The sequence below is a fragment of the Eoetvoesiella caeni genome (genome assembly GCF_003315175.1).
GTDB lineage: Bacteria > Pseudomonadota > Gammaproteobacteria > Burkholderiales > Burkholderiaceae_B > Eoetvoesia > Eoetvoesia caeni.
Map to the genome: position 1 here is coordinate 1 of NZ_QNRQ01000016.1, position 25,220 is coordinate 25,220.

At 59.7% G+C, this 25,220-nt stretch carries 24 protein-coding genes and 1 pseudogene; 11 read left to right on the plus strand and 14 right to left on the minus strand.

Annotation, left to right across the window (positions count from 1 at the left end):
- Positions 1 to 120: 120 nt before the first annotated feature.
- The 5 genes from tnpC to DFR37_RS19910 form a co-directional block, all read right to left on the minus strand.
- Positions 121 to 1,668, minus strand: coding sequence for an IS66 family transposase (tnpC, locus tag DFR37_RS19890; RefSeq protein WP_379881361.1), 1,548 nt, complete (start codon positions 1,666 to 1,668; stop codon positions 121 to 123).
- Positions 1,669 to 1,819: 151 nt separating this feature from the next.
- Positions 1,820 to 2,179 carry an IS66 family insertion sequence element accessory protein TnpB gene (gene tnpB / locus DFR37_RS19895; protein WP_113934941.1) on the minus strand — a complete coding sequence of 120 codons (360 nt, stop codon included), beginning with the start codon at positions 2,177 to 2,179 and terminating at the stop codon, positions 1,820 to 1,822.
- Positions 2,179 to 2,520, minus strand: coding sequence for an IS66 family insertion sequence element accessory protein TnpA (tnpA, locus tag DFR37_RS19900; RefSeq protein WP_113934942.1), 342 nt, complete (start codon positions 2,518 to 2,520; stop codon positions 2,179 to 2,181). The genes tnpB and tnpA overlap by 1 nt, the downstream gene beginning before the upstream one ends.
- Positions 2,521 to 3,215: 695 nt before the next feature.
- Positions 3,216 to 4,118: a universal stress protein gene (locus tag DFR37_RS19905; RefSeq protein WP_113934943.1), complete on the minus strand. Its 903-nt coding sequence runs from the start codon at positions 4,116 to 4,118 to the stop codon at positions 3,216 to 3,218.
- Positions 4,119 to 4,183: 65 nt separating this feature from the next.
- Positions 4,184 to 5,305 (minus strand): baeRF11 domain-containing protein, encoded by a 1,122-nt coding sequence (locus DFR37_RS19910; RefSeq protein WP_113934944.1) that lies wholly within the window; start codon positions 5,303 to 5,305, stop codon positions 4,184 to 4,186.
- A gap of 261 nt (positions 5,306 to 5,566) precedes the next feature.
- Here DFR37_RS19910 and DFR37_RS19915 point away from each other — a divergent pair, with 261 nt between their 5' ends.
- From DFR37_RS19915 to DFR37_RS19940, 6 genes are all read left to right on the plus strand, one after another.
- Positions 5,567 to 7,330 carry a PHA/PHB synthase family protein gene (locus DFR37_RS19915; RefSeq protein WP_113934945.1) on the plus strand — a complete coding sequence of 588 codons (1,764 nt, stop codon included), beginning with the start codon at positions 5,567 to 5,569 and terminating at the stop codon, positions 7,328 to 7,330.
- Positions 7,331 to 7,432: 102 nt separating this feature from the next.
- On the plus strand, positions 7,433 to 7,873 hold the full coding sequence (locus DFR37_RS19920) for a phasin family protein (protein ID WP_113934946.1): 441 nt from the start codon (positions 7,433 to 7,435) through the stop codon (positions 7,871 to 7,873).
- An 11-nt stretch (positions 7,874 to 7,884) separates the two neighbouring features.
- Complete coding sequence (phbB, locus tag DFR37_RS19925; RefSeq protein ID WP_113934947.1) at positions 7,885 to 8,631, plus strand: acetoacetyl-CoA reductase; 747 nt, start codon at positions 7,885 to 7,887, stop codon at positions 8,629 to 8,631.
- 54 nt (positions 8,632 to 8,685) lie between these two features.
- Complete coding sequence (locus DFR37_RS19930) at positions 8,686 to 9,657, plus strand: bifunctional enoyl-CoA hydratase/phosphate acetyltransferase (RefSeq protein WP_113934948.1); 972 nt, start codon at positions 8,686 to 8,688, stop codon at positions 9,655 to 9,657.
- A gap of 34 nt (positions 9,658 to 9,691) precedes the next feature.
- Positions 9,692 to 9,955, plus strand: coding sequence for an SDR family NAD(P)-dependent oxidoreductase (locus DFR37_RS19935; RefSeq protein ID WP_113934949.1), 264 nt, complete (start codon positions 9,692 to 9,694; stop codon positions 9,953 to 9,955).
- A 22-nt stretch (positions 9,956 to 9,977) separates the two neighbouring features.
- The gene (locus tag DFR37_RS19940) at positions 9,978 to 11,171 is read left to right on the plus strand and encodes an acetate/propionate family kinase (protein ID WP_113934950.1); all 1,194 of its coding nucleotides are present in this window, start codon (positions 9,978 to 9,980) and stop codon (positions 11,169 to 11,171) included.
- A gap of 33 nt (positions 11,172 to 11,204) precedes the next feature.
- On the opposite strand, the gene DFR37_RS19945 is transcribed toward DFR37_RS19940, so the two are convergent.
- From DFR37_RS19945 to DFR37_RS19980, 8 genes and pseudogenes are all read right to left on the minus strand, one after another.
- The gene (locus tag DFR37_RS19945) at positions 11,205 to 12,686 is read right to left on the minus strand and encodes an efflux transporter outer membrane subunit (protein ID WP_113934951.1); all 1,482 of its coding nucleotides are present in this window, start codon (positions 12,684 to 12,686) and stop codon (positions 11,205 to 11,207) included.
- On the minus strand, positions 12,683 to 13,807 hold the full coding sequence (locus DFR37_RS19950) for an ABC transporter permease (RefSeq protein ID WP_113934952.1): 1,125 nt from the start codon (positions 13,805 to 13,807) through the stop codon (positions 12,683 to 12,685). The genes DFR37_RS19945 and DFR37_RS19950 overlap by 4 nt, the downstream gene beginning before the upstream one ends.
- A gap of 5 nt (positions 13,808 to 13,812) precedes the next feature.
- Entirely contained in the window at positions 13,813 to 14,982 is a 1,170-nt protein-coding gene (locus tag DFR37_RS19955; protein ID WP_211317303.1) for an ABC transporter permease, read from the minus strand.
- On the minus strand, positions 14,979 to 16,751 hold the full coding sequence (locus DFR37_RS19960) for an ATP-binding cassette domain-containing protein (protein ID WP_113934953.1): 1,773 nt from the start codon (positions 16,749 to 16,751) through the stop codon (positions 14,979 to 14,981). The genes DFR37_RS19955 and DFR37_RS19960 overlap by 4 nt, the downstream gene beginning before the upstream one ends.
- 1 nt (position 16,752) lies before the next feature.
- Complete coding sequence (gene hlyD, locus DFR37_RS19965) at positions 16,753 to 17,790, minus strand: secretion protein HlyD (protein ID WP_113934954.1); 1,038 nt, start codon at positions 17,788 to 17,790, stop codon at positions 16,753 to 16,755.
- Between the two features lie 91 nt (positions 17,791 to 17,881).
- On the minus strand, positions 17,882 to 18,301 hold the full coding sequence (locus tag DFR37_RS19970) for a hypothetical protein (RefSeq protein ID WP_113934955.1): 420 nt from the start codon (positions 18,299 to 18,301) through the stop codon (positions 17,882 to 17,884).
- Between the two features lie 68 nt (positions 18,302 to 18,369).
- A pseudogene (locus DFR37_RS23370) lies at positions 18,370 to 18,531 on the minus strand (TetR/AcrR family transcriptional regulator); the annotation flags it as partial.
- 84 nt (positions 18,532 to 18,615) lie between these two features.
- The gene (locus tag DFR37_RS19980; protein ID WP_034303871.1) at positions 18,616 to 19,578 is read right to left on the minus strand and encodes a GlxA family transcriptional regulator; all 963 of its coding nucleotides are present in this window, start codon (positions 19,576 to 19,578) and stop codon (positions 18,616 to 18,618) included.
- A 101-nt stretch (positions 19,579 to 19,679) separates the two neighbouring features.
- On the opposite strand from DFR37_RS19980, the gene DFR37_RS19985 reads away from it, so the two are divergent.
- The 5 genes from DFR37_RS19985 (at position 19,680) to DFR37_RS20005 (ending at position 24,715) form a co-directional block, all read left to right on the plus strand.
- A complete protein-coding gene (locus tag DFR37_RS19985) occupies positions 19,680 to 19,988 on the plus strand; it encodes a putative quinol monooxygenase (protein WP_034303872.1) in 309 nt (102 codons plus the stop codon).
- Positions 19,989 to 20,196: 208 nt separating this feature from the next.
- Positions 20,197 to 21,915: a Mu transposase C-terminal domain-containing protein gene (locus tag DFR37_RS19990; protein ID WP_113934956.1), complete on the plus strand. Its 1,719-nt coding sequence runs from the start codon at positions 20,197 to 20,199 to the stop codon at positions 21,913 to 21,915.
- A gap of 2 nt (positions 21,916 to 21,917) precedes the next feature.
- Positions 21,918 to 22,826, plus strand: a complete 909-nt coding sequence (locus tag DFR37_RS19995; protein ID WP_009687862.1) for a TniB family NTP-binding protein — start codon at positions 21,918 to 21,920, stop codon at positions 22,824 to 22,826.
- Complete coding sequence (locus tag DFR37_RS20000) at positions 22,823 to 24,040, plus strand: TniQ family protein (RefSeq protein ID WP_113934957.1); 1,218 nt, start codon at positions 22,823 to 22,825, stop codon at positions 24,038 to 24,040. The genes DFR37_RS19995 and DFR37_RS20000 overlap by 4 nt, the downstream gene beginning before the upstream one ends.
- A gap of 60 nt (positions 24,041 to 24,100) precedes the next feature.
- Entirely contained in the window at positions 24,101 to 24,715 is a 615-nt protein-coding gene (locus tag DFR37_RS20005) for a recombinase family protein (protein ID WP_062739166.1), read from the plus strand.
- A 66-nt stretch (positions 24,716 to 24,781) separates the two neighbouring features.
- Here the strand turns inward: DFR37_RS20005 and DFR37_RS20010 are convergent, their stop codons facing one another.
- Positions 24,782 to 25,213, minus strand: a complete 432-nt coding sequence (locus DFR37_RS20010; protein ID WP_005797960.1) for an EamA family transporter — start codon at positions 25,211 to 25,213, stop codon at positions 24,782 to 24,784.
- Positions 25,214 to 25,220 lie beyond the last annotated feature (7 nt).

The following is a 25,220-nucleotide window of genomic DNA, read 5'->3' on the forward strand; positions in this document are numbered from 1 at the left end:
CGCGGGCGCGACCCCTTGATTGCATTTGTGGCCACGCTGGGCTACAGCCGCGCAAGCTGGGTGCGTTTTACCAACAACGAACGTGCCGACACGCTGTAAGCGATCCACGAACCACAGGGCTCAGATCGCCAGTTCCGTGGCTAAATCATGGGCATGCAGATTCCACGGCAATAGCGCCTCCACTTCTTCGACCGTTTTAGCCGCCGGCAGGCATGTCAGCACGCGTTTAAGCCAGGTATATGGCTCCAGTCCGTTCGCTTTGGCGGTCTCGACCAAGGAATAGATCACGGCGCTGGCGTGCGCGCCAGCGGGTGTATCGCTGAACAGCCAGCCTTTTCTTCCCACAACAAAGGGACGGATGCAATTCTCGACGGCATTGTTGTCCACGGGCAGATCGCCGCGCTCGGTATAGCGCACCAGGCGCGACCAGTATTTGCTCAGATACGCGAGCGCCTCGCCCAACGTGGTCTTGGGCGCCACCACCGGCAGGGTCGCATCCAGCCATTCGCGCAGCGCGGCTAGCACGGGCAGGCTACGCTCCTGGCGCGCCCGCAACCGTTGCTCGTCAGTGGCGTCCGTCATTTCTCGTTCGATACGGTACAGGCGGGCGAAGAACTCGATGGCCTGATCGGCACGACCCCGTTTGCCCTTGGGCTGTGCGCGCTTAGCTTCGACGAATTTGCGGCGCGCGTGCGCGGCGCAAATCAAATGCTCGATGCCGCCTTCGCGCACCGCCAGGTTGTAGCCGTCGTAACCGTCGGTCATCAGATACCCACGCCAGCCTTCGAGCAGGCGCAGCGGCACCTGCCCGGAGCGGCTCGGATCGTAATCGTACAGGATCACGGGTTTGCCCGGCGGACCACCGCGCTGCACCCACATATAGCTTTGGGAGGTGGGATCTTTATCGGGCTCTTTGAGCACCTGCACAGTCGTTTCATCCATGTGGATGACGGGCGAGTCGAGCAAGACGTCGCGGGCCAGGTTATGCAAGGGCTGCAAGGCCTTGGCCGCGTTGATGGCGCAGCGGGCCAGCGTCTGGCGCGGGATATCCACGCCGCTGCGCTCAAGCACACGGGCGAAGCGGTTCAGCGGCAGACCGTCCACATATTTGACGGTCAGCAACATGGCCAGGAATCCGGCGCTAAAGTTGCTGCGCGGCAAGGCGGCGGGCGGCATGGGCGCAATGACCGGCGCGGCATCCTTGCCCGGACAGGCGTAGCGCGGGCGAACCGTGCGAAGCACCTGCACTTGCATGGGAATGATGTTCAGCTGCTCGCTGACTTCTTCACCAATCTTGACCATGTGCTTGCCGCAGGCGCACAGACGTTGTTCTTGCGGCACATCGATGACGATGTCCACGCGCGGCAATTGCGGTGGCAACGCACGGCGTTTGCCACGCCCCGAGGATCGCATACGGGCGGCGCCGTTCTCGGTGTCGTCCTGTTCATCGGCATCCTCGCCCAGATCCGGCGCGGCCAGCGCCTCGGCCTCGTTAAAAAGCAGCCCCTGGCCAAGATGGGTCTCGCTGCTGGCGCCGAACATTCTGTGGCGCGCCAGACGCGCCTCTTCAAGCAGCCTCTGAACTTGGCGGGCCACCTCGGTGGCCACCCGTTGATCGAATTCGGTCGATAAGTGACGAGCGATTTCTTGTTCGAACTGCGCGGCCATGCGCGCTCGTTCGGCTTGCAGTAAGGCCTGTAATTCGTCCTGCGTCGCCGGCAAAGCGGCCGGCGCGTTGATCGCGGGAAGCTTAAGCTTGAATGGCGTGTTGGCGCGCTGGGCAGACGGAATCGGCATGCCGTCATTTTACCCGATTACCCTATGAAACGGCCTGGTAATTCAAGGTTTTATGCGGCTTATTAACCCATAAATCAAAGCCTTCGAGCAACCATTCAAACTCTTGCAGCGTCAGCGTGTGTACGACCTGACTCGAGGCCGGATCGGGCCACGCAAAGCGCTGCTTTTCCAGGCGCTTTTGCCATAGGCAAAAGCCATTGCGGTGCCAGTACAACGCCTTGATCTTGTTGCGCGCCCGGTTCACGAACACGAACAGCGCATCGCCAAACGGATTCATCTGCAATTCGTGCTCGACTAGAACGGCCAGCCCATCGATCTGCTTTCTGAAGTCCACCGGCTGGCGGCACAGATACACCGAGCCAATGCGGCTGCCCGGATGCATCAGCGCACCTGGCGCGAGACCGCCGCGCCCAGCGCGGCCAACCACTGCGCACTGGGCAACTGCGCCAGCTCCAGGCGCACCCCCGGGGCCAGAATGAGTGAACACGGCACGCGCGCATCGGCATCGCTGATCTGCACCGGCACGAACTGTCGGCTCGGTTGCGGCGCCGCCGGCAATGCCACCGCCGACGATGAGGCTTCTGACTTCAAGCGTTTGCGCCAGTAATACAGCGCCGACACCGACAAGCCTTCGCGCCTGGCATACGCCTTGGCGGGGATACCCTCAGCGGCGATCGCCGCCAAGTGATCCGACCAGTACTGCCTTCCTTTCGACATCTGCATGTGCCCTCAAAATTGAACAGAGGCCATCTTGGCTTATTCAACGCAACGCCGAAAGGATGTGCTTGGTGGATCACTTACGTAAGAGCGGTGCGCGTAGTTGTTTTTACACGGCCGAGGCGATCATCCTGAAGCCGGATGCATACAAAGCTATTTTCGCCGTTGGCGATGGTGTTTTCCCGGTGATATTCGGCTCATCTCAGCGAGGCCGCTAGGGCCAGGTTCGGCGGCTACGCTCAGCTTGAAACCGGCCTCCGTCCAATTTGAGTTTTTAGCGGCATGAAGAAGGGGGGGCATAACCAAATAGCGCGCTGAAGTGAACTCCCCACATCTCATAATATGAAAATACCGTTAAATCAGTAGATTATACGTAAATATTAATGTTGATTATGTTGTCAGGTGGGGAGTTTAGTTCGATTTTTATCGCCAAATAACTTGGCGTCTAGCACTTTTGGAACTAAATTCCCCACATTGATGCCGGAATGTCGCTGTACCCCTGTGTCAGACTAGTTGCCCAGCAACGGGCACATGACAGGCGTTGCGAGCCTACGAGCTAGTGGTTCGCGGCTCGCAATGACACGACGGCACTGTTGTCTGGCTGATCTGCATCAAAGGACTCACCAATGTTCTGACACGGGAACAGTTCTTCCTCCGCCTGAGTCCGTAATTCACTGTGTTGATCGCATACACGATCGTACTTAGCAGCTTGTATCTTGTATTGCAGCAGAGGGAACCACCAGAACGTCGCATCTTGCATTGGTGAGAACCTTTCGTGCGACACTTCCAAGCAAGTGTTGAGCTATTGCGTTTTCGCCTTGTGTACCGAGGATCACAAGGTCTGTTGCCCTTCGACGCGAGGCACGGATCAGCGTGATGGAGGCATCTCCCTGGATGATTCTGACACGCGCCGCCTTCGGCAATCGACCATTTTCACCGAACATTTTTATGACCTGCCGGCGTGCGGTTTTGGCCTTTGCATCACGGTAGCGGTCGATTTCGGTTTGGGAAGTGTTTGCCTTGAGCATGGCCAACTCGAATGCGAGCGGAATGTCGAAGACATGGATAAGCTCACGCGAAGCCATGGGTGACAAGCGGGAAGCCCACAGCGCAGCCGCTTGAGCATGGTCCGAAAAGTCCACTCCAACTGCGATATGGCTATAGGGCGCACCAGCTTCCTTGCGCACGACGAGCACAGGACAAGGAGCGCATCTGACCACGCGATCGGCTGTAGAGCCGAACACCCTCTCGCGCAAACCTTTGGCGGCACCCGGACCGATAACAATTAAATCAGCTTTATGTGACGTGGCCAAGTTTTCAATGATGTCATGAGGCTTTCCAGCTTCCACGTGCGTGATCGCCGGCTTGTCTGCCGTCTCAAGTAGGGATTGAAGCTGACGTGCGTTCTGATCCACGAGCATGCCAACAAGCGCGACCAGGTCGATTAAGGGCGGCAGGCTGGCATCGTGAAGAGGTGGGTTTTCGACAACGTGCACGGCAACGAGCTGCGCCTTATGCTGCTTGGCTAGTTGAATGGCACGGTCGGCAACACGTTGGCTGTCGTCTTCAAGAGCAAGGGCGACCAGTATGGTCTTGATTGACATAGGGCTCTTCCTTTCGGAGTCGACACAAGGGGCGGCGCGGCGCCGCCCCTTGTGTTCGCTGGTTGTCAGTGCGGGTAGCGCAGAATTGCTGCAAGATCATGGCCACCGGGTATATCTTCCTTTCTGACACCCAGAACCACCGCACCACTGGAGAATGCCCGAGCGGTGATCTCATCAATCACGCCATAAGCCTTGGCATCATCTTTATCCGCGAACGATACTGCGCCCGTTTCATCATCGACAAAACCGGCAACAACGGAATCGATATTAACCAGAAGTGTCTGGATCGCGCCGAACGTCGCCGCGCGTGCTGCGTCAGAAATGTCTGTTGTGGTGCGGCGTTCTCCTGCACGCTTTTCAAACAGTGCTTTTATGTCCGTAATTTGCTGGACGTAAGCGTTATCGAGAACCGGCCGCGTCCTTGCAGTCAGTTCGGCTTCGGTCAGATGATCGGGACTTTCCGCGATCGTCTCAGGCAATAGGTTCGAATAAGAGCAGATTTGCTTGAATACATCCGCGAGCCTCCCCGTTGCGGCCAGCACCAGCGAAGTTTCGCGGCCAGCCAGGATGGGCCGTAGTGCTGCGTCTACTTCACGAACATACTGCTGGAGCCGGACGTTATGGCCTTCCATACCTCGGATGCGACCGCTGAAAACGCGTTCATTGTTCGGGGCTCGACCTACCGACGACGCTACATCCTTGGGCAGCCCCGGCACCTTGAGCTCGACGGCAGGCAGATCGGCGTTCATTTCGAGCAGACGCACGGCATTTTCCGATAGCGCCAGAATGAACGCTGAATGTGGGAAGGTGATCGCACGAAACAATGGCTTGAGGTGATACCGGTCGGCGACCTGCGCCATGGAAACCAGATCGTTTGCAAGCCTATAAGTGCGAATACTGTCCGGTGTGGCGAAAACGGCCAGACTGTTAGCCTGGAAGCGCCAGAACTTGTCATCATCCAGAAGATCGTTGAGGCCATCCAGCAGCGCACCCAACCGCCTTTTATCGAACGCGGTTTCCTCAAGCTGCGCTTGTGCCTCTTTGATAAGGTTTCCCATTTGGATCCGGGATGCCTGAGCGTTCTGTGTGACGGGGGTTGTTTTCAAATATATTGAAACGCAGGCATCGGCACGCTTATCGGCGAGTAGAGTAAATTCGTTCCGGGTCGGAATGTCGACATAAAGCATAAACGTACCTTTCTTGGTTTCTTCTCTACCCCTTCGGGTGGAAATTAACAGTTATGGCTGCTAGAGCAATGTTTGATGATACTCGATCGCATTTTTGAAAAAATTGCGACATAACAATAATCGACTTGGCGATATCGTAACGCTTCTATTAACTCGTTCTTTGCGAAATATCAAACGGAAGCACTGCCAAACCTACTTTTGAGCTTGCTTCAAGCAATTAAAGTAAGTAGTGTATTACTTACTTACGGGGGTAATACTGAGATGGCCGACACAATCGCAATTAACACGCCTGAACCAACGGTAAACAAACTTCCCGATGCTCTCGACTCCCTGACGCACACGGCACTGGCGCGCGTCACGCGCGGGTTGTCGCCAACGGCAGGCCTGATGGCGTGGCATGACTGGGTAATCCATCTTGCGATATCGCCGGGCAAGCAGCGCAGCCTGTTCGACAAGGCGCTGGACAAGCAGCAGCGCTTCACCCAATATGCGCTACGTGCAACGGCCACGCCTCATTGCTTAAACTGTGTCGAACCTCTGGAGCAAGATCGCCGCTTTGCTGACCCTGCCTGGCAGCAATGGCCCTTTAACCTGATCCATCAGGGTTTTCTGCTGCAGCAGCAATGGTGGCACAACGCAACGACGGGCGTGCGCGGTGTATCGCGCCATCACGAAGACCTGGTCACTTTTGCCGGTCGTCAGTGGCTCGATATGTGGTCGCCGGTCAACTTTCCATGGACTAACCCCGAGGTCTTGCAGGCAACCGCACGTACAGGTGGCGCAAATCTTTGGCGCGGGGCAATGAACTTCCTTGAAGATGCGCGGCGCCATAATTTGGATGAGCCGCCTTTCGGCACCGAAGCTTTCGAGGTTGGTAAGGACGTGGCTGTCACGCCGGGCAAGGTGGTTTATCGCAATCGCCTGATCGAACTGATTCAGTATGCCCCCACAACGCCCAAGGTGCACGCCACACCAATACTGATCATCCCTTCGTGGATCATGAAGTATTATATTCTCGACCTGTCACCACACAATTCGATGGTCAAGTACCTCGTTGACCAGGGGCACACGGTGTTCATCGTTTCCTGGAAGAATCCCGGCTATGCCGACCGTAATCTGGGCATGGAAGACTACCGGCGGCTCGGAGTCATGGAGGCGCTCGATGCCGTCACGGCGATCGTGCCGGAACAAAAGGTGGACGCGGTCGGATACTGTCTGGGCGGAACGCTGCTCTCAATTGCGGCTGCCGCCATGGCGCGCGACGGCGATGAGAGGCTGCGCAGCCTCACGCTGCTGGCAGCGGGAGTCGACTTTCGTGAACCTGGCGAGCTGTCGCTGTTCATAGACGAGAGTCAGCTTGCCTGGCTGGAATCGCTCATGTGGGACAAAGGCTATCTGGATGGCGAGCAGATGGCGGGCGCCTTCCAGCTGCTCAATTCGAACGACCTGATCTGGTCGCGCCGCATGCGCGAATACCTGCTGGGCGAGCGTCAGGTCCTATTCGACCTGATGGCTTGGAACGCCGATGCCACGCGTCTGCCGTTTCGCATGCACAGCGAATATCTCAGGCGTCTGTACCTTAATAATGACTTCTCCGAGGGGCGCTACGAGGTCGACGGCCGGCCGGCGGTGCCCGGTGATATCCGCACACCGATTTTTGCCGTCGGTACCGTCCGCGATCACGTAACGCCCTGGCGGTCTGCCTACAAGATCCATCAATTGAGCAGCGGTAGCGACGTAAGTTTTGTGCTTACCAGCGGGGGGCACAACGCGGGGGTGGTGAGCGAACCGGGTCGTCCCCGGCGCAGCTTCCAGATATCCACGCGCAAGGCCGGCGAGCGCTATACCGATCCGCAGCGCTGGCGTGCTGACACGCCGCTTCAAGAGGGCTCGTGGTGGCCAAGCTGGCAAAAGTGGCTTTCCAGGCGCTCTTCTGGGCGCGTGGCGCCACCGCCTATGGGAGCAAAAGCAGTGGGGTATGCACAGATCGCTGATGCGCCTGGCACCTACGTCATGGAAAGATAGGGGTCAGGGTGCACATAATGGCTGGCCGGCGTAGACACGGTTCGCCCGTCGGATGAGCCGACTTTGTATTCAATCAAGGTTTACTAGACCAAGGAGGTCATAATGAGCACCGAAAACTTTTCCGTTAATCTCTATAAAACCAATCTCGAGTTACAGCTGCGCATCATGCAATTATTGCAAGACAACAGGCAACGTTGGCTGGAGGCCGCGCAGCAACGCAATACCGATGCCATGGCGAAGACTGAGGCTGAAATTGAAGGTTTGTCGCAGGCGGTGGATTTGCAGTCGTTTGTGACGCTACCCGCTGATACAGTTGAGCGCTTGTTCCAGACTGGTATGAGCAGCACGCAAACAATGAACGAAATAGCCATTAAAAACCAGACGGAGCTTACGGCTGGTCTCCAGCAGGCTCTTCAGGATTGGCAGAAGGGAGTGACCCAGCTTTTGGGCAGCAGTGCAAATTTCGCTCCATGGTTGCTAAGCAGTATGTCGTTGGCTGGTAAATCAGCTCCGGCTGCAAAGCAGAAAAAGACTGCGGAATAGGGAATGATCATATGAGCGACCAAAAGCGCACCGCACTGGTGACCGGCGGTAATCGGGGTCTGGGCGAGGCGATTGCCCGGGCACTATATGATGCTGGCTACGAAGTGATCATCACGCATACGCCGGGCAATCGCAAGGCTGCTGATTGGGTTAAAGGACTCGCCGCGCAAGGCATTCGCTTTTCAGCCTATGGTGTGGATGTTTCCGTCTATGAGTCCGTGCAGGAATTGGCCCGCAAGATCCATGCCGATGGGCGACAAATAGACATTCTTGTTAATAATGCGGGCATTACCCGAGACGCCACTCTGCGCAAACTTGATAAAGCCAACTGGGACTTGGTGCTTCGCACCAATCTGGACTCCATGTTCAATGTCACCAAGCCTTTCGTCGAGGCCATGATGGAACGGGGCTGGGGCCGCATTATCAATATTTCGTCGATCAACGGTAGCAAGGGACAGTTCGGCCAGACCAACTATTCAGCAGCCAAGGCGGGCGTACACGGCTTTACCATGGCGCTTGCGCAAGAGGTTGCGCGCAAAGGCGTTACGGTAAATACCGTCGCGCCAGGTTATCTTGCCACCGAGATGGTGGCGGCGGTTCCCGAAGAGACCTTGCAGCGAATCGTCAGCGGAATCCCTGTGGGTCGTCTGGGTGAGCCCGCCGAGATTGCGGCGTTGGTGACATTCATTGCTAGCGATGCTGCCGCTTTTATGACCGGGAGTAAAGTCTCTATGAATGGCGGCCAGCATATGCAATAACATCCTAGACGGTACATGCAGCCCTTCTCTATCGCGTAAAACGAAAGCAATATTATGATCGACACGGACTCACGCTCGTCCCAATCCGGCACCATGTCGGCCAATACGATACGCGGCGTTCAACGCCTTATCGAGCATGTACGCAATATGCAGGCTGTTCGTATGGCGGTGGCGCACCCGTGTGATGCTCTCAGCCTGTCCGGCGCGATCGATGCCCGCAACGCCGGCATCATTGTGCCGGTGTTGGTGGCGCCTCAGGCCAAATTGCGCGCCATCGCAAAAGAGGCCGGCATCGACCTTGCCGGCTGCGAGATCATCGATGTGCCGCACAGCCACGCGGCCGCTGCCGTCGCCGCAGAGATGGCGGGCAAGGGGGAGGTCGAGACCCTGATGAAGGGCAGCCTGCATACCGAGGAATTCCTGAGCGCGATCCTTTCTCCCTGCGCGGGCCTGCGTACTGAACGCCGCATCACCCACTGCTATGTGATGGAAACCGCTGCCTATCCGCGTCCATTCATCATTACGGATGCCGCCGTCAATGTCGCGCCCACACTGGAAGACAAAGCCGATATTGTGCGTAATGCCATTAGTTTGGCGCATGCTTTAGGCGTGGCTGAGCCCAAGGTAGCGATTCTTGCAGCGGTGGAAACCATCAATCCACGTATGCAATCGACGCTGGATGCGGCGGCATTATGCAAAATGGCTGATCGCGGCCAAATCAAAGGCGGTTTACTTGATGGACCGTTGGCTCTGGACAATGCCGTCTCGCCAGATGCCGCTCGGGTCAAGGGGATCCGTTCGGCGGTTGCGGGCCAGGCCGATATTCTGGTTGTGCCTGACTTGGAGAGTGGCAATATGCTGGCCAAGCAGTTGGAGTTTCTTGGGCAGGCCGACAGCGCCGGCATCGTCATGGGCGCGCGCGTGCCCATCGTGCTGACCAGTCGGGCCGATTCCAGCCAGACACGCCTGGTCTCTTGTGCCATCGCCCTGCTGCTGGCGCATCGCTACCGCAGTACACCCCCTTGATCGATTTTATTATTTCTTATTAGAGGACTTTCCGATGAAACTCAACTTCAAAGGCGACAGCGTCCTGGTGACTGGTGCTGGTTCGGGCATCGGCGGTGCATCAAAACCATCTGGCGAGCTGTCTCCAGAAGAGTGGCGACGCGTCATCGATGTCAATCTGAGTGGCGTGCAGTATGGCTTGCGCTTTCAGATTCCCGCCATGCTCAAGTCCGGAGGCGGCGCCATCGTCAATATGTCTTCGATCCTCGGCTTGGTCGGCAGCGCCTTGGTCGTGGATGGTGGCTATACCGCCGTCTGACCTCACCGTATAGGGCTTGCTTATGTCCAGCGATTTGATCCTCGTCCTTAATTGCGGCTCCTCCAGCATCAAGTTCGCGCTGTTCGATGCACGCTCCGAGGCGCTGACGCGCCTGCCCTTGTGGAATGGCAAGGTTCAGGGCATTGGCGGGCCGACGCCGGACTATGGCGAAACCGGTGTGCCGGTCCGCCGCGTCGAGCTGGATGCCGAACATCCGTACACCGCCGCCTTGCAGTTGATCCGCGAGCAGGTGGCTCAAAGACTGCAAGGCCGTCGTATTGTTGCGGTGGCGCATCGCGTGGTGCATGGCGGAAAACGCTATTTTGCGCCGACCCTGGTTACGGCAGACGTCATCGAGGATTTGCGCAGCTATATTCCCTTGGCCCCTTTGCACCAGCCGTTTCCGCTGGAAGCCATGGGTATATTGCTCGCTCAGCACCCCGACCTGCCGCAGGTCGCCTGCTTTGACACTGCCTTTCACTATGATCTGCCGTTAGTGGAACAAGTCTTGCCACTGCCGTATTCAGTCTGGAAGCAGGGCTTGCGCCGCTATGGCTTTCATGGACTTTCCTACGAATACATGACCTATGCCTTGCCCGAGCGATACGGCGATCTTGCTCAGGGCCGGGTGATTGTTGCACACCTGGGCAGTGGCGCTAGCCTGTGCGCAATACAAGGACTTCAAAGCGTGGCGACAACCATGGGTTTCTCTGCCTTGGACGGCCTGATGATGGGTACCCGCACGGGCGCACTTGATCCGGGTGCGGTGCTGTACCTGATGGAGATCGATAAACTCTCGCTGCAGGAAGTCGGCCACATGCTTTACCATCAATCTGGACTGCTGGGTGTGTCGGGTCTCTCATCCGAACCGCGCGTGATCGTACAACATGAAAACGACCCCGGTGAAACGGGCCTGCGAGCACAGCTTTCCCTGGCGCTTTACGTACGTCGTATTGTTCGCGAGATTGGCGCCTTGACGGCAGTGCTGGGCGGGCTGGATCTGCTGGTTTTTACCGCCGGCGTCGGCGAACACAATGCGTTTGTACGCGAGCGCGTATGCCATGATCTCGCTTTTCTGGGTGTCGAGCTCGACAAGGACACTAATGCCAGCAATGCCACACTGATTTCCACGCCCGATAGCCGGGTGCGCGTGGCCGTGGAACCGACCAACGAGGAATGGGTCATCGCACAACACACTCTGACGCTGCTTGAGTAAGCCTCAAATGCCAAGCAGGACGATGTGCCCCCATTACGCGGGAAAATCAGCAGTCGGGGCATCCCAGCCGCCGCCAAGCGCCTTGTAAAGCGCGACCAGTTGCACGGCGGCCGTCGTGTGGGCATGCACGTTTGCGGTTTCGGCCTCGTGCAGCACGCGTTCGGCAGCCAGCAGCTCAACCAACGCAATGTCGCCAGCCGCATAGCGCGCCTTGGCATGACCGTAGCTACGGCGGGTAGCCTCCACCGTCATTTGGCGCCGGTCCAGCGTATCCAGACCGGCGCGATAGTCACTCAGTGCGCGTTCAGCATCGCCAAGCGCTGTTAATACGGCCTGCTCATAGGCCAGTGCGGCTTGTTGCCCCGTCGCTTCGCGGGCACGAATCTCGGCGCGTACGCGGCCTCCGTCGAAAAGTCGCCAGGAAATCAGAGGCAGGACGGAGAATCGTGTGCTAGAGGAACTGAACCAATCACCGGTGGCTAGTGCCTGGAAACCACCGCCAACACCGATCGACAGCTTCGGAAATAGCTCGGCGGTGGCAACGCCAATGTCGGCCGTGCTGGCTGCCAGGCGTCGCTCGGCGGCGAGCACATCGGGTCGGCGACGCAGCACATCGGCACGCTCGCCCACCGGCAAGGGCAATAAAGTAAACGGCGTTGCGACAGTATTCAGCAGCGCCAGTTCACGCTCCGGCGGTGCGCCCAACAGCACGCCCAGACTCAACACAGCAGCACGCTGACGAGCCTGAATGCCCGGCAGCGTGGCATTGGCAGCGGCCCATTGTGCATAGGCCGCGTCCACATCCGAAGTGGACGCATCGCCTAGCGCTTGGCGCTTACGCACCAGTTTGAGTGTGTGCTCCAGGGTTTTCAGCATGGCTTGTTGGGTTTGCAATTCCTGTTCAGCACCGGCGGCGGTGAACCAAGCACGGGCGACCTCGGCCACGATACGCATGCGTACCCCCTGCGCATCGGCTTCGGCTGCCTGCAGCTGCGCATCGGCGCCCTCCAGCGCGCGCTGTTTGGCACCAAACAGATCGGCCTCCCAGGCCGCATCGAAGCCCGCGTCGTAAATCGTTTGAGTGGCTTCGAGGCCGGGCATAGAACCAACTGGTAAGGGGCCGTTCTCGCTTTGCCTACGTCGGTTAACGCTGGCACTCGCGCCTGCGACAGGGAGCTGCTCACCAGCGACCCGATCGCGCAGTGCGCGTGCTTCGTCGATGCGCGCTGCTGCAACCCGCAGATCGAGGTTGGCGGCCAATGCGGTGTCAATCAGGCGCTCGAGCACCGGGTCACCTAGCGTTGACCACCAGCGTGCTAGATCCGTCGGTGCCGATGTGACCGTGTCGGCCTGGCTCCAGCCATCACCAGTGGTAACTGGCGGTGGCGCGTAATAGTCGGGCCCGACCGCACAAGCTGTCAGAAATACGCTAGCCAGCAGTAGCGCGACGGGGCGCAAGCGCCGGATCGCTTGATGTAATGCGCAAGCCCTGGCGGTTGGGTCAGTGTGTGTCATTGCAAACGCTCTCGAACGAAAACAGTGGCCATCGTGAGTGATACCAGAGCGATGATCGCCAGCGGCCAGAGACTGGCGAGGATATCGCCCAGCGGCAACGCCTTGAGGAAGCTGCCCTGTACGATGATCAGGAAATGGGTCAATGGAATGGCCTGGGCCAGCCATTGCAGCAGCGTCGGCATGTTTTCCACCGGTGTCGCAAAGCCCGACATCAGCACGGCAGGCACGCCGATGGCAAAACCGCCAAGTATGGCTTGCTGCTGGGTCGCGCTGATAGCAGAAATCATCAAGCCGATACCCACCACGGAAAGGATGAATAGCACCAGACTCATCAAAAGCAGCCAGAACGAACCGCTAAAAGGAATCTGAAACAGTACGATGGCTGCGGCGATCATCATTAAGCCCAGCATCGTGCCGATGGCCAGTGCCGGTAATGATTTGGAAATAATGATCTCAGGCGTCGAGGTGGGCGAAACCAATAGCTGGTCGAAGGTGCCCAGCTCGCGTTCGCGAGCAATCGACAGAGAGGTAATGAGCAAGGCGCTAAAAAGAGCCAGGATGCCGGAGAGGCCGGGCACGATAAACCAGCGGTAAATCAGATTGGGATTGAACCAGTTGCGTACCACTAGCGGCGCCGCAGGCATAATCTCGGGGTTTATCTGGGCGCCGACCTCGGCGGCAATAGCCGACAGATAGCTGACCGTAATCTGGCCTGAATTGCTGCGCCGGCCATCGATCAATACCTGCACCTGACCACTGTCACCGGCAGCGATGGCACGGGAGAAATCCATGGGAATATCGAGCGCGGCAATCACTTTGCTCCGGTCGATCAAGCTGCGCAGTTCCTGGTTGTTGGCCACGTGGTGGATCTGGTTGATGAATTCGGCGCGGTCCAGGCGTGTCACCAGTTCGTGCGACCAACGGCCCGCATCCTGGTTGTGCACGGCAATATCGACATTACGCACTTCCAGCGTGGCTGCGAAGGCGAACACCAACAGCTGCAGCAGGGGTGGTACAAACACGACCATTCGGCTGCGCGGATCGCGCAGGATGCTAAGCACTTCTTTGATGATCTGAGCGCGCAGCCGGGTGAAGGAGAAGGCGCTGGATAGGTGTGACATAGCGTCTACTCCAGATTCTTACGCGTGGCGCGCTTGGCCAGCACAAAAAAGAACACGCCGATGGCCGCCATAGCCAACAGATTTGGCAGGAACGCCGCCCAGATGTCGCCGGCCAGAAATACCGTTTTCAAGGAAGAGACGAAATAACGTGCAGGAACGAACCAGGTGAGGATCTGGATCGGCCACGGCATGGCGTCAATCTCGTACAGGAAGCCCGAGAGCATGAAGGCGGGCAAAAAACCGGAGAACAGCGCAATCTGCGCTGCCAGAAACTGGTTTCGGGTAACCGAGGAGATCAGCAAACCCTGGCCCAGCGCGGGCACCATGAACACGGCAGAGAGTAGCAGAAGCGCGGCCAATGATCCGCGCAGCGGCACATCAAATACAAACACCGCCAGCGCCGCAGCGCCTAGCGTGGACAGCATGCCGAGCACGAAATAAGGCAGCAGCTTGCCAATCAGGATTTCCACCACCGAAGCGGGGGTGGACAACACCGCCTCCATGGTGCCGCGTTCCCATTCGCGCGCCACCACCAGCGCGGTGAGCATGGTGCCGATGATGGTCATGACGATGGCGATAGCACCGGGCACGAGCGAGCGGCGGCTTTCCAGTTCGGCGTTGAACCAGTAGCGCGGCTCCAGCACCACGGCGGTGGAAGGTGCTTCGGCACCCAGCCCGGCGCGCCAGGTCTGCACGACCCCTTGTGCGTAGTTGGCAACGTAGTTCGCGGTATTGGGTTGCGAACCATCGGTGATGACCTGGATCAGCGGCTCACCGTCACGCCTGGCAAGCCTTTGCTCAAAGTCCTGCGGGATCACCACGAATCCGCGCAGCTTGCCCGATACGACTTGCTCGGCCACTTCGCGCCTATCCTGCGCAAACGTCACGTCCAGATAGCGGGTACCGGCAAAAGCGGCGGCGAGCTCCTGGGCAGGCGCCGATGGCGACTCCAGCACCACGCCGATGCGCACGTCGCGCACATCCAGCGAAACCGCATAGGCAAACAGAAACAGCAACACCACCGGCAATACGAAAGCAATCAGCAGCGTGGACGGATCGCGTATCGCCTGCAGACTTTCCTTGAGCACCAGAGCCCACAAACGCTGCGGATCGAAGCGCCGCATGGCGGCGGCAGACATCTGATTGGCGCGGTACAAGTTGTTCAGGTCGCTCATGCCGCCGCCTTGATGCGGGCTTCGTCGGCCAGGTCAGCGGACTCGACCAAATGGATGAACGTATCTTCCATGGTCGGATCGGGCCGGGCCTCGCTGACTGTATCGCGCTTGAGCGCATCGGGTGTATCCAAAGCAATCAACCGGGCGCGGTATAGCATGGCCACCCGGTCGCAGTACTCGGCCTCGTCCATGAAATGGGTCGTGACCATTATCGTTACGCCCTTGCGGGCGAGACCATTGATGTGAGTCCAGAACTCGCGCCGCGTGATGGGATCCACGCCTGATGTCGGCTCATCCAGAAACAGCACAGGCGGGCGATGCATGACCGCGCAGGCCAGCGCCAGGCGTTGTTTGAAGCCCAATGGCAGCGAGTCGGGCGCTGCGGACAACCAAGATTCAAGATCGAAAGTAGCTATCATCTCGTCGATGCGCGTACGCCGCGTGGCGCCTTCCAGTCCGTACACGCCTGCGGAGAACTCCAGGTTTTGTCGCACCGACAGCAAGCCATAGAGCGAGAACTTCTGCGCCATATAGCCAAGCTGGGCTTTGGCCGCGCCGGTGGCCCGACGCAGGTCCAGACCCACCACATGCGCTTCCCCATGGGTGGGTTTGAGCAGCCCGCACAACATCTTGAAGGTGGTTGATTTGCCCGCTCCATTGGGGCCGAGCAGCCCGAAGATTTCGCCTTTATTCACCTCGAAACTGACGTTGTCGGTGGCGGTGAAATCACCGAAGCGTTTGGTCAGGTTGCGGCAGGAAACGGCAATATTCGAATCGAGTTCTACCGGCGATAGGCGCTCGGCCAGCGCCGATGTGCCGCCGGGGCCGCCACCCAGCAGATCGATGAAGGCATCCTCGAAGCGGGGCGGCACTGCAGCCAGGCGCGCATCAACCCGATCGGCCAGCGTCTGGACCTGTCCGACGTTGGAGTCGGCTCGCAGCACCACACGCACGCCGGCACCTTGGATGACACCATCGCCGATGCTGTCGAGATTCAGCGCCTCGGCGAGCACTGCACGGCGCTGCTCGCCAACGTCCTCCAGGCGAAAGCTGCGATCCTGAAGACGCCCGGTCAATCTGGCTGGCGGACCGTCGTAAGCAAGCTGACCCTCGTTGAGCAACAGTACGCTGTCGCAGCGTTCGGCCTCGTCGAGATAGGCGGTGGACCAAACCACGGCCATGCCCTCGTCGGTCAGCGCCTGCACCATGCGCCACAGATCCTGGCGGCTGACCGGATCGACACCGACGCTGGGCTCATCCAGCAACAGCACTTTCGGGCGCGCCATCAGGGCGCAGGCCAGGCCCAGTTTTTGTTTCATGCCGCCGGACAGCTTTCCGGCCAAGCGCTTGGTAAATGGACCAAGGCGGGTGAAATCGAGCAGTTCGGCGAACAGGTCAGTGTGCTGATTGGCATCCATACCGCGCAAGCGTGCATACAGACGCATGTTTTCCATCACCGACAAATCTTCGTACAGGCCAAATCGCTGCGGCATGTAGCCGCTCGCAACGTGAATGGCATCGTTGTCGTCCACGACGTCGAAACCTGCCAGGGTGACGCGACCAGCGTTCGGCGCCAACAGGCCGGTGAGGATGCGCATCAGGGTCGTCTTGCCGGCGCCATCCGGTCCGACCAGGCCGGTGAGGCGCCCGTAGTGGATGCGAGCGCTCAAGGATCGCAAGGCGTGTACGTCGCCAAAATGCTTGTCCACATTGTCGATGACGACAGCAACATCGCCGTTTGTAGGTGACGTAGGGGTGTTGTTGGGCATATCAAGAACCCTTTTCGTGGGTGCCAGCAACAGTCCCGGTATCGACCTCGATGGTCACCGGCATGCCCTGACGCAGTCCAGTGTCGGCATCGGCGTTGTCAATCACGATCCGCAAGCGGTAAACCAGGTCGGTGCGAAGATCCGTGGTCTCTACTGTCTTGGGCGTGAACTCGGCGCGCGGCGAGATGAAGCCGATCTGGCCTTGATAGACCTTGTCGGAAGAATCGTTGCGCACGCGCACATGCGTCCCGGGAGCGATGCGACCCAGATCCGGTTCGCCGACATAAGCGCGCACGTATACCGGCGCGTCAAGGCTCAAGCTATATACCGTGCTTTGGTTGGCGACCATGCTGCCGGGTTCGCGCACACGTGCAATCACGGTGCCGTTGCTTGGCGCCGTCAATTCAGTATCGGCCAGGGCAGTGGCGGCCTGTGCCCGCGATGCGCTCGCCACAGCCAGTTTGGCTTCGCCGGCGGCGATGTCTTCGCTACGAAAGCCTTCCTCGGCTTGCGACAGTGCGGCTTCAGCCGCCTTGACTACGGCAACCGCTTGATCTCTGGCAGCGCGCGCGGCATCGACCGTTCGTTGGCTGCTGGCGCCGGATGCGAGCAGACCGCTTTGGCGCCGATAATTGCGCTCGGCGTCGCGGGCGGCAGCCGATGCCTGGTTGACTGCCGCCTGCGCCTGGGCGATTTCTTGCGGGCGCAGACCACGACGTAGCCTGTTCAGTTCCGCCTGCGCTACCTGTACCGAGGCTTCGGTGGCCGCCAGCGCGTCCCGATAGGGCTGTGCATCCAGCAGCGCCATGCGAGCGCCGGCGCTGACAGTATCGCCTTCATCGAAGGTCATTTGCGCTACGCGTCCGGGCTGGCGAAAGGCCAGTTGTACTTCGCGGATGTCGACGTTGCCGTACAGACGCAACAGGTCATGGTCAGGCGGCGTACGCTGCGTCCATAACCACGCGGCGCCCGCCGCGAGGACAGCGAGAACTATCACGATCCAGCGGACCTTGTGGGTGGGAGTTTTTTGGGGGCTCATGGGTGAATTCCGAGTCGAAAGGCTGGTTCGGTATAGTTGGGGTTTTGATGTTCCTGGGCTGCTTTTCGGGCCGAATCGAGTGAACTGAGGTTCATTGCGCGGGGACTTCGGAAACAGGGGGTGCCAGCAGGCGCCATGCTGCAAGTGCAATACCTGCCCACACGAGGGTGCGTGTGCTCATCGCGATGAGTGTGCGTAGTTCCCAGGTGCCGCCGAAATACAAAAATACGCCAAACGCCGCAAACGTCAGCGCGGTTGCTGCGGCAATGGCGGTGGACAGCATCATTGACCAGCGTCGGCGCAGCCACAGTCCGACCCCGGCGATGATGTAGAAAAAACCCGCCAGAAAGTTGAACCAGAGCACGAATGGCACATAGTTTCCGGCTGCGGCGCGTGAGACGCCGTCAAAGAACAAGACAGCGCCGCCTTCTTTGATGGTCAGCAGGCCGAAGCCGATGACAATCAGGGAAATCACACGCATCCAGATATGACGCTGACTGTGTACTGTCATAGTTATTGCTCCCGGTTCTTTTGAAAAGTTTACGGATCGTCGTGGCACTTGCGAAGCAGACGGATGTTTTATGTGCTGCTTTTGATACCGCGGCGGTAGATGGCAAATACCCCCGGCGCGTCGCGTCGGATGCCAGCTACGTCGCCGACTAACAGAGACTGCATGACCAAGCCCTGGATGGTGCCGATGAACAGGACGGCGGCGGCGTCGACATCCAGCTCCGCATCCAGGGGTCGTCTCAGAAAACGGAAAATAAAGCACGTTAAGCCGGATTTGCGCTGGGCCGTGACGTGCTTTGTGCTTAGCTGCGCTATTTAGCCATGTCGCTCGCGCAGCGCACGCACGCCGCGACCTAGTTTGCGACGCAACAAGGTGCGCAAGGTCGTGCCGTCGGAATAGCCGACCAAGCCGGCGATGCGCTCGATACTTTCCTCGGTCGTCTGCAATAAGTGCACCGCGCGCTCCACGCGCAAGTCTTGGAAATACGTCAACGGCGACTTGCCCAGCACGGCCTGCAGGCGCCGTCCCAGCGTCCGTTCGCTGCTGCCCACGGAGCGGGCGGCATCGCTCATCGAAAAGCCCAGGGCCAGTCGCTCTCTGGCCCACTGTTCGAAGCGCTCGACGATCGGGTCGGCATGCGCTACCTGATCGGCAATCATGAACACTGCTTGCGACGCGCGCGGCTCGATTAGCAGGTAGCGCGCGCATAGCGCGGCCAACGTTGGGCTCTGGCCACGCACCACGCCCAGCCCCAGATCGAGATGGGCCAGCGCCGCGCCTGCCGTGGTGAAACCGGGCGAATTAACCAGCATCCGTGATTCGTCGAGCGCCACCAGCGGATAGCGCTGATGAAACAGCGCTGATAGCCACCAGGATGTGGTCGCGCTTTGTCCGTCGAGCAGCCCGGTTTCGGCCAGCACGAAGGTGCTGGTGCAGGCGGCTCCAATATGCACGCCTGCTGCGGCCCATTGCCGCAGCCAGGTGCCAGCCTCGATGACGTCGGGACGCGTCAACGCCGCTAACAAAGGCTGCGGCATTTTGCTGCCCAGTGCGGGGAGCAGCACGACATCGGGCCTGGGCAAGGCCGTCACCCGCGTGACGGGAACGCTCAACCCCTGCGCCGTGTGCACCTCTTGGCGCACTCCCACTAGGCGCATGTCTAGCTGCAACGAAGACTGCTCGCGCTGCCCCAACTCGTTGGCGGTACCGATGACGTCCAGCAGCGACGCAAGGCCAATATCGAATACCCCATTGAGGGCAAATACATAGATGAGCATGGCGGATAATATATCATTAATGGCGATTCCGCCACTATACTCCGCTACCGCTCGAGCCTAAGATTTGTTCCTCCATCAACAACTCTCAAGGAACACACATCATGGTCAAGCTTGCTATTCGCGCCACACTGGTCGCAAAACCTGGCAAGGAAGCCGCCGTCGAAGCATTTCTCAAGAGCGCACTGCCGCTGGCCATGCGGGAGGCCGGTACCACGCTCTGGTTCGCGCTCAAGATCACGCCGTCGACGTTTGGCATCTTCGACGCCTTCGCCGACGAGGCGGGCCGTGACGCGCATCTGGCCGGGCCGATCGCCGCTGCACTGATGGCACAAGCGTCTGAACTGCTGGCTCATGCGCCCGTCATCGAAAAAATCGACGTGCTGGCCGTTAAGTTGCCAGCAGCGAGCTGAAAGCACAAGGAAATCGTGCGCCAAGCCGTTGGCCTGTTCACGTTGTCCAGTTGACCTATACCCTAACTAGGCGTCAGGCATTGCGTCCGACATGCGTCAGGATTGTCATTTTCAGAAGACGACTGCACCATTCAGCGCGGTTTGAAGCCTCTTGTGCATACGGCTCCTGACAGCCAGATATCAGGACTCCTCTGCACGAAACTCGTCTATGCTCAATACTCGTATGCACCAAAGCGAGATGAGCATGGCGACCGATACCGCACCGATTACCGAGCACGGCGTGGCCACCCTGCCAGAACAGGCATGGGAGCGTGCGCGTCGTCGCGCGGAGATCATTGGGCCGTTGGCGCAGTCGGAGACGGTTGGGCATGAAGCGGCCGACGCGGCAGCCCAGGCATTGGGGCTGTCCCGGCGGCAGGTCTACGTCCTGATCCGCCGTGCCCGGCTAGGATCGGGGCTGGTCACTGACTTGGCTCTTGGGCAGTCGAGCGGTGGCAAAGGTAAAGGCCGCTTGCCGGAGTCGGTCGAACGAATCATCCGCGAGTTACTGCAAAAGCGCTTCCTGACCAAGCAGAAGCGTAGCTTGGCGGCGTTCCACCGCGAAGTTGTGCGGGCGTGCAAGCTGCAAAAGCTGCGGGTGCCGGCGCGCAACACGGTGGCTCTGCGGATCGCCGGCCTCGATCCGCGCGAGGTCACTCACCGCCGGGAAGGACAAGATGCCGCCCGCGACCTGCAAGGTGTTGGTGGTGTTCCGCCACCCGTCTCCGCGCCGCTGGAGCAGGTGCAGATCGACCACACAGTCATCGACCTGATCGTGGTGGACGAGCGCGACCGGCAACCGATTGGCCGTCCATACCTGACCCTCGCCATCGACGTATTCACCCGCTGCGTGGTTGGCATGGTCGTTACGCTGGAAGCCCCGTCCGCCGTCTCGGTCGGCTTGTGCTTGGTGCATGCCGCCTGCGACAAGCGCCCTTGGTTGGAAGGGTTGAACGTAGAGATGGATTGGCCGATGAGCGGCAAGCCCAGACTGCTCTACTTGGACAACGCGGCTGAGTTCAAGAGCGAGGCGCTGCGCCGTGGCTGCGAGCAGCATGGCATCCGGTTGGACTATCGCCCGCTCGGGCAGCCGCACTACGGCGGTATCGTGGAACGGATCATCGGCACGGCGATGCAGATGATCCACGACGAATTGCCGGGGACGACCTTCTCCAATCCTGACCAGCGCGGGGAATACGCCTCCGAGAAGATGGCCGCCCTGACACTGCGCGAGCTGGAGCGCTGGCTCACATTGGCGGTCGGCACCTATCACGGCTCCGTGCACAACGGCCTGCTCCAACCGCCGGCCGCGCGCTGGGCCGAAGCTATCACGCGGACCGGCGTGCCAACCGTCATCACTCGCGCTACGGCTTTTCTGGTCGATTTTCTGCCCATCATCCGCCGCACGCTGACCCGCACCGGCTTCGTCATCGACCACATCCACTACTACGCCGATGCGCTCAAGCCGTGGATAGCTCGGCGGGACCGCTTGCCTGCGTTCCTGATCCGGCGCGACCCGCGCGACATCAGCCGCATATGGGTGCTGGAACCAGAGGGGCAGCACTACCTGGAAATTCCCTACCGTACCTTGTCGCACCCGGCTGTCACCCTCTGGGAACAACGACAGGCGCTGGCGAAATTGCGGCAGCAAGGGCGCGAACAGGTGGATGAGTCGGCGTTGTTCCGCATGATCGGCCAGATGCGCGAAATCGTTACCACCGCGCAGAAGGCTACGCGCAAGGCGCGGCGCGACGCGGATCGACGCCAGCATCTCAAGGCAACGGCAACGCCTGTCAAAACCACGCCACCACCGGGCGCTGACATGGATGGGCAGCAGGCAGACAACCAGCCGCCGGCCAAACCGTTCGACCAGATTGAGGAGTGGTAGCCGTGGAAGAATATCCCATCATCGACTTGTCCCACCTGCTGCCGGCGGCCCAGGGCTTGGCCCGTCTCCCGGCGGACGAACGCATCCATCGCCTTCGCGCCGACCGCTGGATCGGCTATCCGCGAGCAGTCGAGGCGCTGAACCGGCTGGAAATCCTGTATACGTGGCCAAACAAGCAACGCATGCCCAACCTGCTGCTGGTCGGCCCGACCAACAACGGCAAGTCGATGATCGTCGAGAAGTTCCGGCGCACGCATCCGGCCAGAGCCGACGCCGACCAGGAGCACATTCCGGTACTGGTCGTGCAGATGCCATCCGAACCGTCGGTAATCCGCTTCTACGTCGCGCTGCTCGCGGCGATGGGTGCGCCATTGCGACCGCGCCCACGGCTGCCAGAAATGGAACAACTGGCGCTGGCACTGCTGCGCAAGGTCGGCGTGCGCATGCTGGTGATCGACGAGTTGCACAACGTCCTGGCCGGTAACAGCGTCAATCGCCGGGAATTCCTCAATCTCCTGCGCTTCCTCGGCAATGAACTGCGCATCCCACTGGTCGGGGTCGGCACGCGCGACGCCTACCTGGCCATCCGCTCCGATGACCAGTTGGAAAATCGCTTCGAGCCGATGATGCTGCCGGTATGGGAGGCCAATCACGATTGCTGCTCACTGCTGGCCAGTTTCGCCGCTTCGCTTCCACTGCGGCGACCCTCGTCGATTGCCACGCTGGACATGGCCCGCTACCTGCTCACACGCAGCGAGGGCACCATCGGCGAACTGGCGCACTTGCTGATGGCGGCGGCCATCGTCGCCGTGGAGAGCGGCGAGGAAGCGATCAACCATCGCACGCTGAGCATGGCCGATTACACCGGTCCCAGCGAGCGGCGGCGGCAATTCGAGCGGGAACTGATGTGAAGCCAGCGCCACGCTGGCCACTGCATCCGGCCCCCAGAGAAGGCGAAGCCTTGTCTTCGTGGCTCAACCGCGTGGCCCTTTGCTATCACATGGAGGTGTCCGAGCTGCTGGAGCACGATCTTGGTCACGCTCAGGTTGATGACCTGGATACCGCGCCACCACTGGCGCTGTTGGCGATGCTCTCCCAGCGGAGCGGCATCGAGCCGGACCGGCTGCGTTGCATGAGTTTCGCCGGCTGGGTGCCTTGGCTACTGGACAGCCTTGATGATCAGATTCCAGACGCATTGGAAACCTATGCGTTCCAGCTCTCGGTGCTGCTGCCGAAACTCCGCCGTAGGACGCGATCCATCACGAGCTGGCGTGCCTGGCTGCCCAGCCAGCCGATACATCGCGCCTGTCCTCTCTGTCTGAACGACCCGGCAAACCAAGCCGTACTGCTTGCATGGAAGCTGCCCCTGATGCTGAGCTGCCCGCTGCATGGCTGCTGGCTAGAATCCTATTGGGGCGTGCCTGGGCGGTTTCTCGGCTGGGAGAACGCCGACACTGCGTCGCGCACCGCCAGCGACGCGATTGCAGTGATGGACCGGCGTACCTGGCAGGCACTGACGACCGGCCATGTGGAACTGCCGTGCCGACGCATCCACGCTGGATTGTGGTTTCGACTGCTACGCACGCTGCTCGATGAGCTGAACACCCCGCTTTCGGCGTGCGGAACCTACGCGGGGTATCTCCGCCAAGTCTGGCAAGGCTGCGGGCATCCGCTGCGTGCTGGGCAAAGTCTGTGGCGACCGTATGAAACCCTGAACCCGGCAATACGGTTGCAGATGCTGGAGGCGGCGGCAACGGCAATCAGCTTGATCGAGGTGAGGGATATCAGCCCGCCAGGCGAGCATGCAAAGCTGTTCTGGTCCGAGCCCCAAACCGGGTTCACCAGTGGTCTGCCGGCGAAACCGCCGAAGCCCGAACCCGTCAATCACTGGCAACGGGCGGTCCAAGCTATCAGTGAGGCGATCATTGAAGCCCGGCACGACCCCGAGACGGCACGCTCGCTGTTCGCGTTGGCTTCCTATGGTCGGCGCGATCCCGCTTCCCTGGAACAGTTGCGCGCCACCTTTGCAAAGGAAGGCATTCCCCCGGAATTTCTGTCACATTACGAGGCTGATGGACCCTTTGCATGTCTTAGACAGAATGACGGGTTAAGTGACAAATTTTGACGACCAGAACTTTCCGGTGCACACTGTCACATAATCGAACGTATATGTGACAGGTGCAAGATGCTGATTGGCTACATGCGGGTATCGAAAGCAGACGGCTCACAGGCCACCGACTTGCAGCGTGATGCACTGATCGCTGCCGGCGTCGATCCGGCCCATCTCTACGAGGATCAAGCGTCGGGCAAACGCGAGGATCGTCCCGGCCTGTTGAGCTGCCTGAAGGCGCTACGACCGGGGGATACGTTGATGGTGTGGAAACTTGACCGGCTCGGGCGCGATCTGCGGCATCTCATCAACACCGTGCATGACCTGACCGGGCGAGGCATCGGTCTGAAAGTGTTGACTGGGCACGGTGCAGCCATTGACACCACGACGGCCGCCGGCAAGTTGGTCTTCGGCATCTTCGCCGCGCTGGCCGAGTTCGAGCGCGAACTGATTACCGAGCGCACGATTGCAGGATTGGCTTCGGCGAGGGCGCGCGGTAGGAAGGGCGGCCGGCCCTTCAAGATGACTGCCGCCAAGTTGCGGCTGGCGATGGCCGCTATGGGGCAGCCCGAAACCAAGGTCGGCGATCTATGTCAGGAACTGGGCATCACAAGACAGACCTTGTATCGGCACATTTCGCCGAAGGGCGAGTTGCGCCTTGATGGCGAGAAACTGCTCAGTCAAGTTTGATGGCAGGACAGCGGTTACTGTAGACGAATCGTGACGACTGGTTGAGTCAGTATGTCCTACCTGTTATCACTTGAACGCCAATAACAGAACGCCTCCGGCGACCATCGAAATGCCGGACCACTCCCTCAGTGACGGGCGTTCGCCCAAAAAGGCGAAAGCAAATACCGCCACCAGGACAAGACTGAGTTTATCCACTGGCGCAACCTTGGATGCATCGCCAATCTTGAGTGCGCGGAAGTAGCAGACCCACGATGCCCCTGTCGCCAAGCCGGACAGCCCGAGAAAAAGCCATGTCTTGGGTGATAACTCCAAGGGGTTGGTCCATTTCCCCGTGTAGGCAACAAACGCCGACAGGACGACGATGATGATGGCCGTGCGGATCAAGGTGGCCAGATCGGAATCAACTCCCTGAATGCCAACCTTGGCAAAAATAGCCGTCAGTGCCGCAAGGATAGCGGACAGCAAAGCCCAATAAAACCACCCCGCCGAATTAACCATTTAGCCT

What these genes read in the sequence shown, in the direction of transcription:
- DFR37_RS19910 (WP_113934944.1), bottom strand. Translation starts at nt 5,305, where the DNA reads ATGCTTTATGTCGACATTCCGACCCGGAACGAATTTACTCTACTCGCC.
- DFR37_RS19990 (WP_113934956.1), top strand. Translation starts at nt 20,197, where the DNA reads ATGCTCAATACTCGTATGCACCAAAGCGAGATGAGCATGGCGACCGAT.
- DFR37_RS19955 (WP_211317303.1), bottom strand. Translation starts at nt 14,982, where the DNA reads ATGAGCGACCTGAACAACTTGTACCGCGCCAATCAGATGTCTGCCGCC.
- DFR37_RS19985 (WP_034303872.1), top strand. Translation starts at nt 19,680, where the DNA reads ATGGTCAAGCTTGCTATTCGCGCCACACTGGTCGCAAAACCTGGCAAG.
- DFR37_RS20010 (WP_005797960.1), bottom strand. Translation starts at nt 25,213, where the DNA reads ATGGTTAATTCGGCGGGGTGGTTTTATTGGGCTTTGCTGTCCGCTATC.
- tnpA (WP_113934942.1), bottom strand. Translation starts at nt 2,520, where the DNA reads ATGCAGATGTCGAAAGGAAGGCAGTACTGGTCGGATCACTTGGCGGCG.
- DFR37_RS19930 (WP_113934948.1), top strand. Translation starts at nt 8,686, where the DNA reads ATGATCGACACGGACTCACGCTCGTCCCAATCCGGCACCATGTCGGCC.
- DFR37_RS19940 (WP_113934950.1), top strand. Translation starts at nt 9,978, where the DNA reads ATGTCCAGCGATTTGATCCTCGTCCTTAATTGCGGCTCCTCCAGCATC.
- DFR37_RS19980 (WP_034303871.1), bottom strand. Translation starts at nt 19,578, where the DNA reads ATGCTCATCTATGTATTTGCCCTCAATGGGGTATTCGATATTGGCCTT.
- DFR37_RS19915 (WP_113934945.1), top strand. Translation starts at nt 5,567, where the DNA reads ATGGCCGACACAATCGCAATTAACACGCCTGAACCAACGGTAAACAAA.
- phbB (WP_113934947.1), top strand. Translation starts at nt 7,885, where the DNA reads ATGAGCGACCAAAAGCGCACCGCACTGGTGACCGGCGGTAATCGGGGT.
- DFR37_RS19905 (WP_113934943.1), bottom strand. Translation starts at nt 4,118, where the DNA reads ATGTCAATCAAGACCATACTGGTCGCCCTTGCTCTTGAAGACGACAGC.
- DFR37_RS19945 (WP_113934951.1), bottom strand. Translation starts at nt 12,686, where the DNA reads ATGACACACACTGACCCAACCGCCAGGGCTTGCGCATTACATCAAGCG.
- tnpC (WP_379881361.1), bottom strand. Translation starts at nt 1,668, where the DNA reads ATGGCCGCGCAGTTCGAACAAGAAATCGCTCGTCACTTATCGACCGAA.
- DFR37_RS19935 (WP_113934949.1), top strand. Translation starts at nt 9,692, where the DNA reads ATGAAACTCAACTTCAAAGGCGACAGCGTCCTGGTGACTGGTGCTGGT.
- DFR37_RS19970 (WP_113934955.1), bottom strand. Translation starts at nt 18,301, where the DNA reads ATGACAGTACACAGTCAGCGTCATATCTGGATGCGTGTGATTTCCCTG.
- DFR37_RS19920 (WP_113934946.1), top strand. Translation starts at nt 7,433, where the DNA reads ATGAGCACCGAAAACTTTTCCGTTAATCTCTATAAAACCAATCTCGAG.
- hlyD (WP_113934954.1), bottom strand. Translation starts at nt 17,790, where the DNA reads ATGAGCCCCCAAAAAACTCCCACCCACAAGGTCCGCTGGATCGTGATA.
- DFR37_RS19950 (WP_113934952.1), bottom strand. Translation starts at nt 13,807, where the DNA reads ATGTCACACCTATCCAGCGCCTTCTCCTTCACCCGGCTGCGCGCTCAG.
- DFR37_RS19960 (WP_113934953.1), bottom strand. Translation starts at nt 16,751, where the DNA reads ATGCCCAACAACACCCCTACGTCACCTACAAACGGCGATGTTGCTGTC.
- tnpB (WP_113934941.1), bottom strand. Translation starts at nt 2,179, where the DNA reads ATGCATCCGGGCAGCCGCATTGGCTCGGTGTATCTGTGCCGCCAGCCG.
- DFR37_RS20005 (WP_062739166.1), top strand. Translation starts at nt 24,101, where the DNA reads ATGCTGATTGGCTACATGCGGGTATCGAAAGCAGACGGCTCACAGGCC.